At 64.0% G+C, this 18,277-nt stretch carries 15 protein-coding genes; 2 read left to right on the forward strand and 13 right to left on the reverse strand.

Annotated elements, in window-relative coordinates:
* Nucleotide 1: 1 nt before the first annotated feature.
* Genes U1702_RS02925 through U1702_RS02935 form a run of 3 tightly spaced genes read right to left on the reverse strand, consistent with a single transcriptional unit; the run spans nucleotide 2 to nucleotide 3,527 of the window.
* Nucleotides 2-778: a hypothetical protein gene (locus U1702_RS02925; RefSeq protein ID WP_332721897.1), complete on the reverse strand. Its 777-nt coding sequence runs from the start codon at nucleotides 776-778 to the stop codon at nucleotides 2-4.
* Nucleotides 778-2,259: a hypothetical protein gene (locus U1702_RS02930; protein WP_332721899.1), complete on the reverse strand. Its 1,482-nt coding sequence runs from the start codon at nucleotides 2,257-2,259 to the stop codon at nucleotides 778-780. Before U1702_RS02930 ends, U1702_RS02925 begins: the two co-directional genes overlap by 1 nt.
* Nucleotides 2,256-3,527: an MFS transporter gene (locus tag U1702_RS02935; protein ID WP_332721900.1), complete on the reverse strand. Its 1,272-nt coding sequence runs from the start codon at nucleotides 3,525-3,527 to the stop codon at nucleotides 2,256-2,258. The genes U1702_RS02930 and U1702_RS02935 overlap by 4 nt, the downstream gene beginning before the upstream one ends.
* Before the next feature lie 85 nt (nucleotides 3,528-3,612).
* Between U1702_RS02935 and U1702_RS02940 the strand changes: the two genes are divergently transcribed.
* Complete coding sequence (locus tag U1702_RS02940) at nucleotides 3,613-4,806, forward strand: cytochrome P450 (RefSeq protein ID WP_332721901.1); 1,194 nt, start codon at nucleotides 3,613-3,615, stop codon at nucleotides 4,804-4,806.
* 149 nt (nucleotides 4,807-4,955) lie between these two features.
* On the opposite strand, the gene U1702_RS02945 is transcribed toward U1702_RS02940, so the two are convergent.
* The 7 genes from U1702_RS02945 to U1702_RS02975 all read right to left on the reverse strand — a co-directional run bounded on the left by U1702_RS02945 (nucleotide 4,956) and on the right by U1702_RS02975 (nucleotide 13,922).
* On the reverse strand, nucleotides 4,956-7,274 hold the full coding sequence (locus U1702_RS02945; protein ID WP_332721903.1) for a TonB-dependent receptor: 2,319 nt from the start codon (nucleotides 7,272-7,274) through the stop codon (nucleotides 4,956-4,958).
* A 263-nt stretch (nucleotides 7,275-7,537) separates the two neighbouring features.
* On the reverse strand, nucleotides 7,538-8,203 hold the full coding sequence (locus U1702_RS02950; protein ID WP_332721904.1) for a GntR family transcriptional regulator: 666 nt from the start codon (nucleotides 8,201-8,203) through the stop codon (nucleotides 7,538-7,540).
* Nucleotides 8,204-8,235: 32 nt separating this feature from the next.
* A complete protein-coding gene (locus U1702_RS02955) occupies nucleotides 8,236-9,522 on the reverse strand; it encodes an MFS transporter (RefSeq protein WP_332721906.1) in 1,287 nt (428 codons plus the stop codon).
* Nucleotides 9,523-9,621: 99 nt separating this feature from the next.
* Nucleotides 9,622-11,898 carry a TonB-dependent receptor gene (locus U1702_RS02960; RefSeq protein ID WP_332721908.1) on the reverse strand — a complete coding sequence of 759 codons (2,277 nt, stop codon included), beginning with the start codon at nucleotides 11,896-11,898 and terminating at the stop codon, nucleotides 9,622-9,624.
* On the reverse strand, nucleotides 11,895-12,386 hold the full coding sequence (locus U1702_RS02965) for a MarR family winged helix-turn-helix transcriptional regulator (protein WP_332721910.1): 492 nt from the start codon (nucleotides 12,384-12,386) through the stop codon (nucleotides 11,895-11,897). Before U1702_RS02965 ends, U1702_RS02960 begins: the two co-directional genes overlap by 4 nt.
* Before the next feature lie 74 nt (nucleotides 12,387-12,460).
* Nucleotides 12,461-12,889, reverse strand: coding sequence for a Saro_0803 family transcriptional regulator (locus U1702_RS02970; protein WP_332721912.1), 429 nt, complete (start codon nucleotides 12,887-12,889; stop codon nucleotides 12,461-12,463).
* Entirely contained in the window at nucleotides 12,876-13,922 is a 1,047-nt protein-coding gene (locus U1702_RS02975) for a Rieske 2Fe-2S domain-containing protein (RefSeq protein ID WP_332721914.1), read from the reverse strand. Before U1702_RS02975 ends, U1702_RS02970 begins: the two co-directional genes overlap by 14 nt.
* A gap of 80 nt (nucleotides 13,923-14,002) precedes the next feature.
* Between U1702_RS02975 and U1702_RS02980 the strand changes: the two genes are divergently transcribed.
* Nucleotides 14,003-15,109: a 5-methyltetrahydropteroyltriglutamate--homocysteine S-methyltransferase gene (locus U1702_RS02980; RefSeq protein WP_332721915.1), complete on the forward strand. Its 1,107-nt coding sequence runs from the start codon at nucleotides 14,003-14,005 to the stop codon at nucleotides 15,107-15,109.
* On the opposite strand, the gene U1702_RS02985 is transcribed toward U1702_RS02980, so the two are convergent.
* The 3 genes from U1702_RS02985 to U1702_RS02995 are packed head-to-tail and all read right to left on the reverse strand — an operon-like array spanning nucleotide 15,106 to nucleotide 18,210.
* Complete coding sequence (locus U1702_RS02985; RefSeq protein WP_332724549.1) at nucleotides 15,106-16,356, reverse strand: MFS transporter; 1,251 nt, start codon at nucleotides 16,354-16,356, stop codon at nucleotides 15,106-15,108. The two genes, U1702_RS02980 and U1702_RS02985, sit on opposite strands and share 4 nt — an antisense overlap.
* Nucleotides 16,289-17,179, reverse strand: a complete 891-nt coding sequence (locus U1702_RS02990; protein WP_332721917.1) for an amidohydrolase family protein — start codon at nucleotides 17,177-17,179, stop codon at nucleotides 16,289-16,291. Before U1702_RS02990 ends, U1702_RS02985 begins: the two co-directional genes overlap by 68 nt.
* Nucleotides 17,176-18,210 (reverse strand): 4-oxalomesaconate tautomerase, encoded by a 1,035-nt coding sequence (locus U1702_RS02995; protein ID WP_332721919.1) that lies wholly within the window; start codon nucleotides 18,208-18,210, stop codon nucleotides 17,176-17,178. The genes U1702_RS02990 and U1702_RS02995 overlap by 4 nt, the downstream gene beginning before the upstream one ends.
* Nucleotides 18,211-18,277 lie beyond the last annotated feature (67 nt).

Genomic DNA, 18,277 nt, shown 5'->3' on the forward strand with positions numbered 1-18,277 from the left:
ATCAGCGTGCGGTGGTTTCCGGGATGATCCGCACATCCACCCGCCGCGCTTCGGGCCATTTCATCCCGTCGAACGCCGCCGCGACGAACGGGCCGGGCAGGGTATCGACGATCTTCACTCGCTCCGGCGCGATGCCGCGCAGGATAAGCGCGCGGCGCACAAGTTCGGCGCGGGTGCGGGCGATGGCGGCGTCCTCGACGATTTCCTGCCCCGACACGGTATCCGGTTTGGTCTGTGCGACCCCGGCGATCTCGATCCGCGCGGGCTGGACGTCGAGCGCATAGTTGATCGTGGCGTCGAGATAATAGTCGGACAGCTGATAGGTGACGAAGCTGCTGCGATAGCCGAAGGGGATGGTGAAGCGGCCCTCGACATAGGGCTTCTCCGGCAATTTTCTCACGTCATAGAGTGGGCGGACGTTGCGGGTGGGTAGGGCGAATTTGCGCCCCTTATACCCCTCGTCCCGGATCAAATGACGCGTACACGGCGCTTCGAGCACCGATACGCGAGCCGGTTCGATGACCGTGCCGCCGCACAGATCGCCGCTATCCTTTGCGACATATCCCTCGACCAGAATCGCGTGGTTCCAGTCGGGCTTGGTCGATGCTGCGGTTACGTCGTATCGGATGCCGGTCGCCGGATCGCTCGCCAGCCAGCAACCCGATTTGCGGCCATTGTCGGTGTCGCGATAGACCGGACAGGTGATGAAGCGGATCGCCTGTTGCACATCCTGTGCGCCGGTCAGCAGCACCGCGCCGAAAAGGAGGGGCGCCTTCATCACAGCGACCGCATCAGGTTTTCGAGGTCCGCCTTTTCCTGTTCGGTATAGCCGATATTGTAGCGCCGCTCGTAATAGTCGATCACGCCGCGAATGTCCTTCGCACTGCCGTTGGAGAAGAAGGGCGCGCGCGCCGACATGCCACGCAGCGATTGCAGCGTGATGCGGCCGACGTCTGAACATTTGCCGGTGGTCAGCGCATAGCCGGGATCGCTTGTCAGGATCGTCTTGCCGTAATGCGGATGTGGCGCACCGGTGCAAATGATGCGGAACAGCGGGAGGTGCGGCGCGGGGTCGGCGAAGGGCTGGTTGGTGGTGCCAAGGTCCACCTGACCGGGGGCGACGTCCATGCCCATATAGGACATGTTGTGGCAGAAAACGCAGCTGTTGCGCACCGGATTGCCGAACCCGATCGGCGAATTGATGCCCGCACTGTCGGTGATGAGGAAGGTCTTGTCGCGGAACACTCGCGCACCGCGTGCAACGGAGTCGCGGAAGGTGCGGACTTCGGCAGGTAGCTTCGCCTTTACGGCGGCGGGCGTTTTCTCCCACGCCTCGAACTCGCTCCACACGGGGATACCGCCATCGCTGCCGAGCATGCCGGCGCGGGAGATTTGCAGCGTTTTGGTGCCGCCCATCGATCCGTCGCCATCAAGCGGCCCGCCCTTTGCGTCGATTTGCTGCGCAGCATAGATGCGTCGCTCGAAATCGATGATGCGGTCGATATCGGCTTTGTCTAGATTCTTGAGGAAGCCGAGATGCGCGCCGGCAGCGTCGCGCATCTGCGCGGTCAGGCTGGGGACGCGCGCGTCGGCCATCAAATTTCCGCTGACCGGCTTGCCGGTTTCGGGATCGATCGGCAGTGGCATCCCGGCCTTGGGATCGTAAGCGAAGCCCATCGCCTCGATATACTTGAAGTTCGCCACCGGGCGCGGGCGGCGGAATACGGAGACCATGCCTGCGCCCTTCAGCCCGTATTTCGGGTCGAGATTGCAGGTGGAGGCGTCGCGGACGACCTCGATCGTGAAGTCCGGCTTCACATCCTTGGGCGGCCAGGGGCGGGCGATACGGATCAGGCCATGGTCGATCAGCAGCGAGTGGGATGCGCGTTCGGATTGCGGCAGACTGGGGCAGTTGGAGCCGTCGCTGGCGGCGAACAGCGGATCTTTGGCACCGTTGCGCTGCCATTGCCGCGCGGCGGAGGCGGCGGACAGGCTCATCGCATCGGCGGGCTGGTGACAGGTGACGCAGGCGCGGCCATTGGGGCCGATGGCGGTAAAGAAGGGGTGGTCTTTCGTGTCCATCGGGCCGTTGTCGAGCAGGAGGCGCAGCGTGCCGTTGGGATTCTTGTAATCGAGCCGCGCAGGGAAGGTGCGACCCTCGTCCGGGCTCCACCACGGGTCTTTTTCACCACCCTGTGCAAAGGCAACGGCAGCAGCGAATGCGGCGACGGCGGTGCCGAGAACAAGCTTGCGGATCATGTCTTTCCTTCCCGCATATTGCCGAGGCGGCTCAGCGGCACGATCAGCAGCGCGCCGAAAAGCATCAACCCGGCGAGCACATAGACCGGCACCGTGATATTGCCCGTGCTCGCCACGATCCAGCCGATCGCGACCGGCATCACCGTGCTGCTGGCATTGCCGCACAGGTTGATCGTGGCGATTGCGCCGGGGTTGCGCGCGCCAACGAACTTGGTGGGGATGGTCCAGAACACCGATTGCGCACCGCCAAGGCCAAAACCGCCCACGACCAGTGCGGCGAGCGCCAGCGGGCCGTTATGGGTGAACATCGCGGCGACGCCGAATGCGACCGCCGCGCCTAGCATCGGCCAGGCGAGGTGGTTGTAACGCTCGCCGGTCCGGTCCGAATGGCGCGCATTCCACACCATGCCTGCACCGATCGCGACCCAGGGGAGGGCGGCGAGGATGCCGATTTCCAGCGGGTCGCTGCGTCCCAGCGACTTGATCGCGATCGGCAGCCAGAAGATGATCGCGTTGGCACCGGTGATGAGCACGAACCACACGCCCGCCGACACCCACAGGATCGGGTCTTTGAGCGCGTCCTTGAGTGCGGCACCCGGCGCGCGCGCATTGGCGACTTCGGCGGCGAGCGTGTCCTCGATCCCCTGTCGCTCTTGATCGGACAGCCAACGCGCCTCCGACGGGCGGTTTACGAACCAGAAGATCGCGGCAATCCCGGCGATGACCGTCGCCAGCCCTTCGACGAAAAACATGACGCGCCACGATGCGATGCTGCCGGTGTCCATCGCCATCAGCGCGCCGCACAGCGGCCCGCCGAAGATGACCGAGATCGGGATCGCGAGCATGGTCCCGGCAATGGCGCGCGCGCGATATTGCTGGGGCAACCACTGGCTGACATACCACACCACGCCCGGCGCGAAGCCGCTTTCGAAGACGCCGAGCAGGAAGCGCAACACATAGAAATGCATCGGCGTCTGGATCGCGGCCATTGCCGTGGCGACGATACCCCAGCCGATCACGCTGCCGGCAATCCACCAGCGCGGGCCGATGCGTTTGAGGATTTCGGAGCTAGGCAGCTGAAACAGCAGATAGCCGACGAAGAAAATGCCGACGCCGAAGCCATAGGCTTTCGGATCGAGTCCGAGATCGGCGTTCATCTCAAGCGCGGCGAAACTGACATTTACGCGGTCGAGCGAACTGAGGATAATGAGGAAGGTGAGCGGTGCGACGACGCGCGCCATCACCTTGCGGTATGTGGTCGGTTCCAAGCCTCTCTCCTCTGTGGAAAAATGCTATGCGATAAAGCATTTTTATGTCAACGAGATTGTCGACAATTTATGAGGGAATGCGGCAATGACGGCGCGGTGGCAGGGGCAGGAATATGATCCGCTGGCGCATGAGAATTTTGACACGCCGCATAAGGTGTTCGCCGATCTTCGCGCCAAATGCCCGGTCGCGCACAGCGATGCGTTTGGCGGTTTTTGGATTGCCACCACCCATGCCGACATCAAGCGCATCCTGGACGACCCGATCGAGTTCACCACCACGGTTCGCAACGTTGTGCCGGGCGCGTCGGCGACCGGACGGCGGCCACCGCTGCACCTCGATCCGCCGGAGCATACCCCCTATCGCCGTGCGATCGACCGCGCGCTGAGTGCCAAGCGGCTGGCGGCGATCGAGCCGGTGATCGAGGGGCATGTCGCGGGCCTGCTGGACGATTACATCGCGGCGGGCGGGGGCGATTTCGTCGAGGGGTTCGGTAGTCCGTTGCCCGCATTGCTGTTTGCCGACTGGTTCCATCTCAGCGAGGCGCAGACCGACCTGTTGTGGCGCACCGCGCAGGAATTCGTAAAGGCGTGGGAGGCGTTCGACGTCGGGACTGTGTCGAAGGCCAGCGAAATCCTCTACGACCTCGCCCGTGAACTAATCGCCGAACGCCGCGTGGCGCCGCTCGACCCGTTGGTCGATCCGGTCAGCAGCCTGATTGCCGAACGCGACGATGCGGGACAGCCGCTTCCCGACGCCATGCTGGTCGGGTGCGTGCGGCAGATCTTGGTCGTCGGCCTCGTCGCGCCGCCGGTGTTTCTGGGCAGCGTCGCGGTGCATTTGTCGCGACACCCCGAACTGGCCGATGAATTGCGCGCGAAGCCCGAAGCGATTGAGGCTGCGGTGGAGGAGTTTCTGCGCCTCTACACCCCCTATCGCGGCTTTGCCCGGACCACGCGCAACGGCGTGGAGATGGGTGGGCGGCGCATTGAGCCGGGCGAGCCGATCGCACTGGCCTATGCCTCCGCCAATCGCGACGAGGCGGTGTTCGAGGCACCCCACGAATTTCGACTGGATCGCGCCAATGTCTACGATCACCTCGCCTTTGGGCGTGGCCCGCATCGCTGCGCCGGCATGGCGATGGCGCGGCTGGAGTTTCGTATCGCGCTGCGCGAATTGCTCGCGCGGACCCGCAGCATCGAACTGGCGGGCGAAGTGCGGATGAGCGGGATGCCGGAGGTAGGGCCGGTGTTCGTGCCGTTGAGGGTAGTGGGGGCGTAAAATCCTCCCCCGCCAGGGGGAGGTGGCAGGCGCAGCCTGACGGAGGGGGAGGAAGGGAATGTCCTCGCGCCTCTTGGTGCGAAGCCGTCCGCCCCCTCCGTCGCCTTCGGCGCCACCTCCCCCTTGCGGGGGAGGATTACCAGTCCTCCTTAGAAGTTGAACCGCACCGTCGCATAGATCTCGCGCGGGGCTGCCGGGATTGCGACATATTCGCCGGTCGGGGGCAGGGTACCCTTGTAATAGGCATAGTCGGTTTCGGTCAGGTTGGTGCCCTCGACCGACAGCTCGACGCCGTCCAAGAACGACGGCTTCCACGCGATCCGTGCGCCGAGCAGCGTATAGCCGTCCTGGAACGAGGTGGCGTCGGCCGGAGTCAGGAATTGCGACCCCTTATGGCTCAAATCGCCGCGCAGCGTGACTTCGCCAGCACCAGTTTCGACCGTATAGGATGCACCGGCGTTGATCGACCAGTCGGGGATCTGCGGGACGCGGTCGCCCAGTTTGAAGCCGGTGGCGATGGCGGATGCAGCGAGCGTGTCGAACTTCGCATCGACATAGCCGATGCCGAGGTTGAGGTTCAGCCCGCGCGTGGGCCGCGCCGCGACTTCGACCTCGAATCCCTTGATGTTCGATCCGCCGGCATTGCGCGTGGTGCGGATATTGGCGTTGGTCACCGGATCGGTCGACTGAACGGTCAGCTGAATATCCCGATATTCGGAATAGAAGCCCGCGACGTTGAAGGTCAGCCGGTTGTTGAACCACGCCGTCTTGGCACCCAGTTCATAGCTGGTCAGCTTCTCCGGATCGTAACGCGGTGTCGGGGTCGAGGCGACGGTGGACGCGCCGAAACCGCCCGATTTGAAGCCCTTGGAGTAGCTGGCATAGAGCAGCATATCCGTGTTGGGTTTGAACTCCAGCGCGACGCGCGGCGTGAAGCTTTCCCACTCCGCCACCGCAGCCGACAGCGGCACCACGACCGTGTTGTTCTGTGGACGGCGGACCGAGGTGGCGTATTCCTTGCGATCCTTGTTGTAGCGCGCGCCCAGCGTGATGCCGAACTGATCGGTGATGTTCAGCGTTTCCTGCGTGAACAGCGCATAGGTGGTCGCCTTCAGGTAAAAGGTGGTGAAGGTGTTGCCCACGTCCGCCGCCGTCGGTGTGCCGCCTGCCGCCACGATCGCCTCGTAAATCCCCTCGAACGATCGCGTAAAGACCGATGAGTCACCCTCTTCCTTGAACGCATAGGCGCCGATCAGGAAGTTGAGCTTGCCGTCCAGCGCGGTGCCGCCGAGCTGGAATTCTTGGCTATATTGCTCTTGGTTCAGCGTCGTGCGTGATTGCTGGAGCGGGTAGGGGGTCTGGTCGCCATCCACCTCGATCAGCGCGTCGATCTTGCGGAAGGCGCTGACCGATTTCAGCGTGACGTTCTCGGCAAGGTCGAAGGTGAGAACGGCGGAGACACCACCGATATCGGCATCATCCTGTTGCGGCTGCAACGAATAGACGCGGTACGGATCAGTCGCTTCCCAGCGCGCATCGTAAATCGATCCGGTCGGCAGACCCAGACCTGGATTCAGAAACGGCGCAGCGAACTGGTTGTAACGCGCGATCTTGGCGACGGTCGCGCCGGCCGGCACGAAATCGATGAGGTAGCCCGAAGGCGGGTTCTGCCGCTGACGGGTGTAGTCGCCAGCGATCTTCAGCGTCACGCTCTCACCCAGCTGCGCCTTGATCGCACCGCGCAGGATGAAGCGGTTTTCGCCCGCGTAGTTCAGCCCGTCCAAGATGCGGCGGCCATAGCCTTCGCTGGTGAGCAACGAGGCGGAAAGTTTGAGGCCCAGCACATCCTCGACCAGCGGGGTGTTGATGAGGGCGGAGACGTCAGCGCGCTTGTAGCTGCCCGCACGGGCCTTCACGAGGCCGGTGGCGGAACCCGAAAGGATCGGATCGACGGTGATGACATTGATCGCGCCACCGATGGTGTTGCGGCCATATAGCGTGCCCTGCGGCCCCTTCAGCACTTCGACCCGCTCGATATCCTCGAGGCTGAGCAGACCGCCGAGCGAGCGGGCGATATAGACGTCGTCGACATACAGGCCGATGCCGGGATCGGTCGGGAACTGAAAATCGCCGGTGCCGACGCCACGGATGTAACCAGCAAATGCCGAGCCACCGCCGGCTGGACGGTTGGTCGGGTGCAGCTCCAGGTTCGGCGCGAAATTGCTGATATCGCCGAGATTGTCGATGCCGCGATCGGTGAGCGAGTCGGCGGACAGCGCGGTGACCGAGACGGGTGCATCCTGCAACCGCTGGTCGCGGCGCTGGGCAGTGACGACGATTTCGGCGACGCCGCCATCATCCTGCGCGGCTGCGTCGGCGGGCGCGTCCTGCGCCAGCGCGGGCGCGGCAAGCATCAGGGCAGAAATGGAAACGCCGGTGGCCAGCGCGGTGAACGGTTGAAACCGCATTTTGAATCCTCCCAACAAAGTCAGCGAGGGTTCGGGTGCCCTCGTTCATCCTGATGGTTATGGATCAATACAATTATTGTCAACAATCTTGTCGGCAACCCACATATGCTGATCGATGTGCGGGTCCGGAATCGGTGGACGGAAATGAAAACGCAGCTCTATTGGTCCGGGGCGAGGGGCATCCTGCCGGTTTGTGCGCTGATATCGCTGTCCGCGCTGTTGCCGAACTGGGCCGCCGCCACAGGCCGTAAAATTGCACCGCGTCAGTGCGGCAGCTGGTCGCCCATTTCCATCACGGCGTTCAGCGCATCCTCGATATGCTGGCGCATCAATCGCTCGGCCTCGTCGCCATTGCCGCGCACGATCGCCTCGGTAATCAGCCGGTGGTCGGCGTTGGCATCGTCGATGCGGTGCGGCTGGTAAAAGGCGGTGAACAGCAACCGGTAGAGCGGCAGGCGCAGGCGATCGACGAAGCCGCGGATATATTCGTTATCCGCGCCGTCGAGAATCAGCGCGTGCCACGCGTCGTTGGCGCGGACGAATGCGGGGTGGTCGCCGGTATGCTCGACGGCGTTGAGTTTTTCCTGAAGGTCGGCCAGCTGGCTTTTGCGTGCGGGATCGTCGGCGACGGCGAAGTCATGCGCAGCCATTCCTTCCAGCGCCATGCGCGTGCGATAGATTTGCCGGATTTCATCGAGGGTGAAGCGACGTACCGACGCGCCGCGAAACTCCTCGATCACGACCAGACCTTCGCTCTCCAGCCGTTGCAGCGCCTCGCGCACGCGGCTGCGCGTCGCGCCGGTGTCGCGGATGATGTCGGCTTCTATCAGCCGCTGGCCCTGCACCGCGCGCCCGGTGCGGATGCGCTCACGCAGCCACGCCGCGACCTCGATCGCGGAGAGGATGCGGTCGGGTTCGTCCTGCGCCATGTGCGAACCTTCGCGGTGCGCACGGGGACTTGTCAACGTGCGGTCTCGGCTTCGACCGGCGCGGACCAGCCGCGCATGCCGAACAATGCCATCGCGGCGACGATCGAACCCAAGCTCATCAGCACCGCGACGCTCTGCAACCCATAGCCCGCCGCGAACAGAAACCCGGCAAGGGCGGGGGCCAGCGCCGATCCGCCGCGTCCGACGCCGATGACAAAGCCGGTGGCGGTGGCGCGCACCCCGGTGGGGAAGGACTGGGCGATCAGCGCATAGAGACCGACCACCCCGGCATTGGTGGCGAACCCGGCCATCGCCGCGACGGTGGACAGCGCCGCCAGATCCGTCTGCGCGCGTCCGAACACGATGACCAAAGCGGTGGACATCAACATTGCGACGATGGTGAGCGCGAGCAGCCGGACCTTGCCGGTCAACAGCCCCAGGATCAGCGATCCGGTCGCCCCGCCGATGCTGGCCCAGACGAGGACAGCGCCAGCCTGTGGCGGCGGAAAGCCCATGTCCTTCACGATTGGCGGGATCCACTTCAGAATGAAGTAGAACGTCATGATGTGAAGCAGATAGGCAAGCGTCAGCAGGATCGTCGCCCGCCGCAGCGCCGGTGAGAACAGATCGACGAGTGGCACCTTGCGCGCACTTTCCGGCGTTGCTTCGGGTAGCGCATCGACCGGCGGATGTCCCATCCGGGCGAGCGTGGCGTTGATCCGCTCCAGCGCGTTCGGCGGGCGCTTGTGCATCAGGAAAGCAACCGATTCCGGCGCGCGCCACAGTACCAGCGGGATGAACATGACCGAGCAGATCGCACCGAACACGAATACCGCGCGCCAATCATAATGGACGAGCAGGATGCCGGAAATCGAACCGCCGATGATCGTCCCGACCGGATAGCCCGCTGCCATCAGCACGACGGCGAGCGAGCGGTGCTTCGCGTTCGCGGCTTCCGCCACCGCCGCATTGGTCGCGGCGAGCATGCCGCCGATGCCCAGCCCGGTGAGGACGCGCCATGCGGAAAGCACTTCGATCCCGTTGGCGGTGGCCGCGCCCAGCATGCCGACCGTCATCGAGGCGAGGCAGGACAGGATCGTGGCACGGCGACCGATGCGATCGGCAACCCCGCCCAGGAACAGCGACCCGATCGCCATGCCGATCAGTTCCATCGACAGCACCAAGCCAAGGCCGGACGGCCCCAACCCCCATTCCTCACGAATGCCGTTCGCGGCGAAGCTGATCGACAACACGTCGAACCCGTCGAGCGCGTTGAGCCCGATCATCGTGGCGACGACGCCCCATTGGAACCGCGACATGGGCCGGGAATCGATCATCACTCTGGGGTCGGTGCTCAACTTCGCTCTCCCGGCATCGGCTTTGTTATCGTCTATAGCGGATGGCGCGGGCGGCGCGAGCTAGAATCGCCAGCTCGCGCTCACCCCCCATTCGCGGGGACGGCCATAGCTTGCCTCGGCCAGCCCGAACGCGCCAGAGACGTTGCCCGACACCAGGGAAAGTTCGTCGGTCAGGTTGGTCCCGAACACCGAAAGCTGAATCGCGCCACCCGGCAGCGTCCACGCCAGCCGCGCATTGACCAGCGTATAACCATCATCGGTGATGATCGGCGAGTTGGCGACATCGTGATAGATGCGGCTGTACATGGTCAGGTCGGTGCGCAGCGACACCTCACCGCCCGAATCGAACCGTTTGGACAGTTCGAGTCCGGTGGTGACGGTCCATTCGGGTGCCTTGACGAACTGGCTGTTCAGCGTGATCGGCAACACTTGCGTCGGGCCGAGACCCTGACCCACTGCCGTGTATTTGGCGTCGAGATAGCCGACCGCGGCGTTGAAGCTCAGCCACGATGCGGGGCGCATCACCGTCTCGAACTCGAACCCGTTGATTTTGCCCGCCGCCGCGTTCGCAACGAAGTTGGTCGGCGTCTGGTTCACCGTCAGCTGGATGTCCTTGTAGGTTGAATGGAAGGCGGCGATGTTGGTGGTGAGCTGTCCGTTCAGCCACTGCGCCTTGATCCCCGCTTCATAGGTTTCCAATTCCTCGGGCGCGTATTGGGTGACCTCCGCTTCATTGACCAGCGGACGCCCGTTGAACCCGCCCTGTTTGAAGCCCTTGGAATAGGAGACGTAGAGCAGCAGATCGTCCTGTGCCTTGAAGTTGATGCCGAAACGCGGCGTGAACTTCTCGAACGTTGCCTCGCGGGTCACATTCGTGAACATCACATTGTCACGCTGGCGAACGTTGATCGACGTGAACTCCTTTTTGTCGCTGGTGTAGCGACCGCCGAGTGTGATCGAGAAGCGCGGGAATATCTCGAAATCGACCTGGCCATAGGCGGCAAGGCTGCTGTTGTTCGTATAGTTCTGGATGAACACGGCGGGGGTGAAGGGCGGCGGCGCGGCAGGTGCCTGAAGCCCGATCGCAAGGTCGGCGGTGGCGATGTCCGACGCCTTTTCCTTGAAATAATAACCGCCGACCACGAAGCTGAGGCGATCGTCGAGCGTCTTGCCGGTCAGCTGCAATTCCTGACTGAACTGCCATTGCTTGTCGCGGTTGGTGGTCTGGCGAAACACGAACGGCGTGTTGTCCCCGTCGCGCGTGAAATACGCCTTCATGTCGCGATAGGCGGTAACCGATTTTAGCGTCACCGCGCCGATCTCATAGCTGACGACGCCCTGCACGCCCCACAAATCGAGGTCGTTCTCGTTCGGGCCGCCGGCCCAAGTCTCGAACGGGCTGGCGGTGATGAAGCTGGGGTTCAGCGTCGGCTGGCCGTTGGGCGCGATGATGCCCCGGCCGGGTGCCACGAACGCATTGTAATTCACCAGGAACGGGATGCCGGTGATACCGGGCTTGTTGCCCACCGCCAACAGATCGGACGGGGCGGAGGTTTCGCGGGCACGAGTATAGTCCGCACCCAAGTCGATCGTCAGGCCGCTGCCGTCGGGCTGGATACGCAGCTTGGCGCGCACCATCTGTGCCGATCGGTCGCCCTGAGTTTCGCCGTCGAACAGGCGTTTGACGTAGCCGTCGCGATTGAGCGTTGCGGCGGAAATCCGCAGCGCGGCGACGCCGGGAACGATCGGCACGCTCACCGCGCCCTTGACGTCGACCCGGTCGAACCGGCCATAGGTGCCTTCAACCCGTCCCGTCACCGTATCCAGATCGGGCTGGGCAGTCGTAATCAGCATCGCGCCGCCGATCGTGTTCTTGCCGAACAACGTGCCCTGCGGCCCGCGCAGCACTTGGACGCTGTCGATATCGACCGCGTCCATCACGCCGCCGATCGAGCGGGCATAATAGACATCGTCGACATAGAAACCGACGCCGGGATCGGAGAAGATCGCAAAGTCGTTCTGACCGACGCCGCGGATGAATACCGTGGCGTTGTAGTTGCCGCCGGACAGCGCGGCGGCACCGTCGAAGCGGATATTGGGGGTGTATTTCGCAACCTCGTCCAATGTTGCGACGTTGCGGTCGAGCAGTGCCTCGGCCCCGAATGCGGTGACCGCAACCGGCACGTCCTGCAAGCGTTCGGACGTGCGGCGGGCAGTCACCAGAATCTCGTTGCCCTCATCGGCGGCAGCCTCAGTTGCCGGTTCGGTCTGTGCCCAGGCCGGTATCGCGCCCAGCACGATAGCGGCACTGGCCGCCAGTCTCGCAAATCCCTTCATTTCACCCTCCTCAAAACCGCTCTTGTCGTTGGTCCGGTGCGCGGAGCGGTCGCGCGATGTTCCGTCCGTAGTTTTTGCAACAGGCGCATCAGATCGGCGCGTTCGGACGCCGAGAGCACGCCAAAGAAATCCTCATCATGATCGTCGGTTACGCGCACGATCTCGTCGTGCAACAAATGTCCGGATTGGGTCAGGTGCAGTGCATTGCTGCGGCGGTCGCGTCCGGGACGCCGCTCGACCAGACCAAGCGTGACCAGTGCATTGACCGCCGACATGGTGCTGGCGCGATTGATGCCCAGAAAGCCGCCCAGTTCGGTCTGATCGCATCCGGGGTGGCGGCTGATATAGGCGATGGCGGTGGCGCGACCCTGGCGGACCCCCATCGTTTCCAGCGTTTCATGTAGGCGGTTCATCGAGAGGACATCGACGCGGCGAAGCTGGTATCCGATCCGGTCCGCGATCGCCCCGATCGCATCATGCTCGTCCACGACAACTCTCCCCCCGTAGCGATTGTTTCGCTATCGAGCATGACTGTATGTCGGCCATACAGTTATAGCAAGGATCAATTATGGATACGTTGCAGAAGGTCGAAAAGCGTGTCGAGTTCGCGGGCGGAGAAGCGGTTGCACAGCCAGGTTTCGTGCTCGGCGATCACCGACTTTGCCCGGGTCAGCAGCGTCACACCCTTGGGCGTCAGGCGCAGTGCGATCCGCCGCCCATCGCTGCGCGAAGGGCTGCGTGAAAGAAGCTCGCGCTTTTCCAGCCCGTGGACCAGCGCCATCGTCGTCGCGCGATCCATGTCCAGCGCCCGCGCCAGATCGGTCTGCGCCAGATCGGGGTGATCGCCCGCCAGCCACAGCACCGACACCTGTTTCTGGGTCAGTCCGAGATCGGCGAAATGATCGGTGAAATGCCGCTGCACCGCGCCATGCGCGCGTCGCAGCCGCAGTCCCAGATTGCGGTCGAGATCGCCGCGCTCAATCCGCGCCATGGAGCGCTTCGGCGGGACGCTCGGCGGCGGAGAGACGGTTGATGATCTGGCGCGCCCGCACGCTGCCCTGATCGATCGAATAGCCGCGCAATTTCATATCCGGATTGGCCTCCATCGATCGTTGTTGCGCCTCCAGCACCTCGACATCTTCATCGAACACCTGGCCTTGCTGCGCCTTGAACCGCGCGGTGAACCCGGCATCATCGATGTCGAAGTTGCGCGCCATCCCCCAGAAATAATGCGTCGTCGTCTCGCTCTCCGGCGTCATGGCATCGACGACGAAGCCGCGCACCCCCGAGTCATGGCTGTCGATCGTATCGCCCGCGCTGGCCGGGGACACGCCGACGTCGATCAGCACCGATGACGGCTGAATGAAATGGCATACCTGCCAGCGATCGACTGGCCCGGCAGAGCGCAACGCGTCACGCCAGAAGGGCGGCGGTTCGATCCCCGGCATCCAGCGGCGCACCCGCACTTCCTCGCCCTCCACCACCGTCTCGATCGGGGCCTCGGTAATCTCGTGCTGCCCGATCGACCCCTGATGCACCCAGGTTTCGTGGCTCAGGTCCATGAGGTTGTCGATGACGAGGCGATAGTCGCAGGCGATGTGGTTATAGCCGCCATCGAACGTCCACCCTGCGGCGCTGCATGGCCAGAAATCGGGGATCAGCGCCGGGTCGGCCTTTGCGGCTTCACCGACCCAGATCCACACGAAGCGATGCTTCTCGACCACCGGGTACAATGTCGCGCACACGCCCCTGGGCACCCGCTCCGTCTTGATCGGCATTTCGGTGGCGCAACCGTCCGGCCCGACCAACAGGCCGTGATAGCGGCAACGGATCGAATCGCCCTCCTTGAACCCCATCGACAGCGGCAACAGGCGGTGGGGACAGGCGTCGCGCATCGCCACGATGCTGCGATCCAGCTTGCGATAGAGCATCACCGGCTCACCACAGATGGTGCGGGCGATTGGGGCGCGATCGACCTCCGAATCCCATGCGGCGACGTACCAGCGGTTGGTGATCCAGGTCATTGCCTCGCGCCTCTCTCTGTCCTATCGATGTTGCAGCATTTTGTATGTAATACTTACAAATAACGCAAGGAGATTTAAGGATGCCCGCAGCCCCGTTTCGTGCCGACCATGTCGGTAGCTTCCTTCGCCCCAAGCCGCTGATCGACGCGCGCGCGGCCTATAAGGCGGGCGAGATCGACGGCGCCGCATTGCGCGCCGTCGAAGACGAAGCGATTCGCGGCGTGGTGAAATTTCAGGAGGATTTGGGGCTTCAGGGCATCACCGACGGCGAATTCCGCCGCACCTATTTCCACACCGATTTCCTGCTCCAGCTGGACGGCGTCGAGGAAGCGGGCGGCACCGCGGTCCACTTCCATCAGCATGGCGGCAAGGAATTGTCCTACGCTCCGCCCGTCATAAAGATCACGGGCAAGGTCGAGCATGCCCGCGACATCCAGCGTGCCGATTACGAGTTTCTTGCGAGTTGCACGTCGCGCACGCCGAAGGTGACGATCCCGTCGCCGACGATGCTGCACTTTCGCGGTGGGCGCGATGCGATCGACGAGGCGGCCTATCCCGACCTCGATGCGTTCTACACCGACCTTGCCGCCGCCTATCGCGCCGAGATCGCCAGTCTGGCCGATGCCGGATGCCGCTACCTTCAGCTCGACGACACCAACCTGGCCTATCTGTGCGACGACACGCAGCGCGAGAATGCGCGGAAGCGCGGCATGGACCCGGACGAGCTGCCGCGCCTCTATGCCCGCATCATCAATGAATCGATCCGCGACAAGCCCGATGACATGACCGTTTGCGTGCATTTGTGCCGGGGCAATTTCCGCTCAAGCTGGGCGGCGGAGGGCGGTTACGAACCGGTCGCCGAGGTGCTGTTCAATGAACTGAAAGTCGACGGCTATTTCCTTGAATATGATGATCCCCGCTCGGGCGACTTCGCGCCGCTGCGGCATGTACCGAAAGGCAAGACGGTCGTCCTCGGCCTCGTCACCACGAAGCTGGGCGAGCTGGAATCGGCGGACGATGTGAAGCGCCGCATCGACGATGCTGCGCAGCATATGCCGCTCGACCAGATGGCGCTGTCGCCGCAATGCGGCTTTTCCTCGACCGTCCACGGCAACGATATCGAGGTCGAGCAGCAGGCGGCGAAGATGCGGCTGGTGATCGACGTGGCGCAGGACGTCTGGGGCTAAACCTCGGTCGGCGCGCCGCCCGCAAGGTGGCGCGCTACCAGTGCCAGCATCACCAGCACCCCGATCAGCGCCAGCTCGACCGGCGGCGACGGCGCTATCCGCACCGCTGCGGTCGAGATCAGCGCCGCGCCGCCCATCTGCATCGTCCCGAACAGGCTCGTCGCCGCGCTCGCCCGATCGCGTTGCCGCTCGAGTGCCTCGGCCAGCAAGGATGGGCCGGTCAGTCCGGCGCCGAAAGCGATCAGCGCCATCGCTACGAACAGTCCGCCCAGATTCGCGCCGGTCGTTGCGACGATAATGACTGTTGTGGCGCCGAGCGCCAGTGCGCTTGATCCCAGCATCTTCAACCGCGTCGGCCAGTGTCGCAGCACAACCGGCACGGTCAGCGTCCCGCCGATGATCGCGCAGGCGACTGCCGAGTAAAACAGCCCCGCCTGCGCCGTGGTCGCCCCCGCCGCGTCCAGCACGAACGGCGACACGGCAAGGAACAGGTAGAAACCGCCGCTTATCATCGCGTTGGCAAAGGCCAGGGGCAGATAGCCGCTGTGCAGCGCGACCTGCCAATAGTTGCGCGCCAGCCGACCGGCGTGCAGCGGCTGGCGGTCGCCGGGGCGGGTTTCCGGTAGCATCCGGATCGCCAGCGCGCCGCCGATCAGCGTGAGCGCGGCGAGGATCCAGAACAGCGATCGCCAGCCGCCCAGACTGGCCAGAGCGCCGCCGATTGCGGGGGCGAGGGCGGGGGAGATCAATGTCACGCTGGTAAGGATCGCCAGCGGCGCCGCTGCCTTGCCCACGGGTGCCTTGTCGGTCGCCATCGCGCGGCCCGTGACCAGCGAGGACGACGCGCCCAGCGACTGAATGACGCGCCCGACCAGCATCGTGCCGAGATCGCTTGCGACAGCGCAGCACAGAGTCCCGACCAGAAACACGACGACCCCGCCCAGCAAGACGGGTCGCCGTCCATAATGGTCCGCGATCGGCGACAACGCCAGTTGCCCCAGCGCCAGCCCGATCAGATAGACCGAGATGATCAGCTGCCCTCCTGCGGGGGACGCGCCGATGCCGCTGGCAAGCAGGGGCAAAGCGGGTACGATGATCTGGATCGCCAGCGATCCCAGCGCGGTGATCGCGCCGAGCAGGATCAGGCGTCCCGTGCCCCCTGTTCCCGCATCCGTGATGTCAGCCTTCCTCGGGCCAGTAAAGCCGCATCGGATTGGCGACGAGCAACTTGTGTTGCAGCTCGGCAGTCGGTGCGATCAGCGGGATGACATCGACCAGCGCGCCATCGTCGGGAATGTTGGTTTCCATATTCGGGTGCGGCCAGTCGGTGCCCCATAGAACGCGGTCGGAATAATCCTCGACCAGCGGGCGGACGGCGCGCACGAAATCGGCATAGGGCGGCCCTGCCGGATCGAGCCGGTCGGGGCAGGTCACCTTGGTCCAGATATCGTCGCGACTGTCGAACAGCGCGCGAAATGCGGTCATGTCGGACCCATCCGGCCCCTGCGACACATCCGGGCGGCCCATATGGTCGATGACGATCGGGGTGGGAATTGCGGCGAGGAAGGGTGTCATCTCTTCAAGGATGTCGGCCTCGAAATAGACGACGACATGCCAGCCGAGTCGCTCGATCCGGCGGGCGACCTCAAGAAATTTGTCCTTGGGGGCGTCGTCCACCAGCCGCTTCAGGAAATTGAACCGCACGCCACGAATACCGCCGGCGTGCAGTGCGTCGAGTTCTTCGTCGCTGATCGCTGGATCGACCACCGCGACGCCGCGACAGGTGCCGTTCGACACGGCGATGCCGTTAAGGGTCGCGGCATTATCGGTGCCGTGGCAGCTCGCCTGCACGATAACGTTGCGCGCAAAACCAAGCTTCTCGCGCAGGGCGAACAGCGCGTCAGGACCTGCATCCTGAGGCAGATATTTGGCCTTCGCGCTGAACGGGAAATCCGCCATCGGGCCGAACACATGGCAATGCGCATCGACTGCGCCGGGGGGCGGGGTAAAGCGTGGCGCGGACGGCTCAAGCGTCCAGCTGCGGATGCGGCCCTCTGCGTCCGTGCTCATGCGAAAACCTCTCCATCCATCAATTTGCGAGCGGTGCGCAGCATGCCCGCCTCGACCGGCTGGCCCGCTTCATCGAGCATAACCACGCATTCCGTGACGCCTGTGGGGTGTTCGACGCCAAGCGTCAGGTTGCGACCATCTGGCACGACGGCGAGCGCGGCGGCGGGCGATCCTTCGATCAGGCATGCGGTAGCGACGCTGACCGCGCCCAGCACGCCGATCGAGGCATGGACGCGGTGCGGGATCAACGAGCGAACGGCAATCGCGCCGCCCTCCTTTGGTGCGGCGACCAGCATCATCTTCGGAACCGATTTTTCGGTGACGTCGCCCAGATTCATCAACGGCCCCGCTCTAAGGCGGATCGCCTCGACCCTGGCCTTCATCGCGCTATCGGCGTCGAGCGTGTCGCGGTCCTCGTACCCGGTGATGCCCATGTCGCTCGCGGCGATGACGACACACGGCATGCCGTTATCGATCAGCGTGACCCTCACCCCGTCGATCTCGTCGACGCCGTTGCCGGTCGGAAGCAGCGCGCCGCACGACGATCCCGCAGTGTCACGAAAGGCGAGCGGGATGGGCGCTGCCGTGCCGGGGACGCCGCTGATCGTCGCATCGCCCGTATAGGTGACATTGCCGCCGGGGGTCTGGACCGTGGCCACCGCGACTTGCCCGGTATTCTCCATGAAGATGGCGACGCGGGTCTCGCCATCCTGCGCCGCGATCAGCCCGCGCTCGATCGCGAATGGCCCAATCCCGGCAAGGATGTTGCCGCAATTCTGGGCGTCGGTGACGATGGCCTGATCGACGAACACCTGCAGGAACAAATAGTCGATATCGACGCCCGCCCGCGCCGATTTGCTCGCGACCGCGACCTTGCTGGTCAGCGGATCGGCCCCGCCCATGCCGTCGATCTGGCGCGGATCGGGTGAGCCCATCACACGCAACAGAAAGGCGTCGCGTGCGGCAATGTCGGCGGGCAAATCGTCCTTCAGAAAATAGCCGCCTTTCGACGAACCTCCGCGCATCCACATGCAGCGGGTGCTTGTTTGTTGAACACCCTTTCCGGAAGGAAAACCGGGACCCCCTTTTCCTGAAAGG

It is taken from the genome of Sphingomonas sp. LT1P40 (assembly GCF_036663835.1).
Classification (GTDB): Bacteria; Pseudomonadota; Alphaproteobacteria; order Sphingomonadales; family Sphingomonadaceae; genus Sphingomonas.

Excerpts from the sequence above, each read along its gene's own strand:
- U1702_RS02925 (WP_332721897.1), bottom strand. The coding sequence starts at position 778 with ATGAAGGCGCCCCTCCTTTTCGGCGCGGTGCTGCTGACCGGCGCACAG.
- U1702_RS02930 (WP_332721899.1), bottom strand. The coding sequence starts at position 2,259 with ATGATCCGCAAGCTTGTTCTCGGCACCGCCGTCGCCGCATTCGCTGCT.
- U1702_RS02940 (WP_332721901.1), top strand. The coding sequence starts at position 3,613 with ATGACGGCGCGGTGGCAGGGGCAGGAATATGATCCGCTGGCGCATGAG.
- U1702_RS02945 (WP_332721903.1), bottom strand. The coding sequence starts at position 7,274 with ATGCGGTTTCAACCGTTCACCGCGCTGGCCACCGGCGTTTCCATTTCT.
- U1702_RS02950 (WP_332721904.1), bottom strand. The coding sequence starts at position 8,203 with ATGGCGCAGGACGAACCCGACCGCATCCTCTCCGCGATCGAGGTCGCG.
- U1702_RS02955 (WP_332721906.1), bottom strand. The coding sequence starts at position 9,522 with ATGTCGCGGTTCCAATGGGGCGTCGTCGCCACGATGATCGGGCTCAAC.
- U1702_RS02960 (WP_332721908.1), bottom strand. The coding sequence starts at position 11,898 with ATGAAGGGATTTGCGAGACTGGCGGCCAGTGCCGCTATCGTGCTGGGC.
- U1702_RS02970 (WP_332721912.1), bottom strand. The coding sequence starts at position 12,889 with ATGGCGCGGATTGAGCGCGGCGATCTCGACCGCAATCTGGGACTGCGG.
- U1702_RS02975 (WP_332721914.1), bottom strand. The coding sequence starts at position 13,922 with ATGACCTGGATCACCAACCGCTGGTACGTCGCCGCATGGGATTCGGAG.
- U1702_RS02980 (WP_332721915.1), top strand. The coding sequence starts at position 14,003 with ATGCCCGCAGCCCCGTTTCGTGCCGACCATGTCGGTAGCTTCCTTCGC.
- U1702_RS02990 (WP_332721917.1), bottom strand. The coding sequence starts at position 17,179 with ATGAGCACGGACGCAGAGGGCCGCATCCGCAGCTGGACGCTTGAGCCG.
- U1702_RS02995 (WP_332721919.1), bottom strand. The coding sequence starts at position 18,210 with ATGTGGATGCGCGGAGGTTCGTCGAAAGGCGGCTATTTTCTGAAGGAC.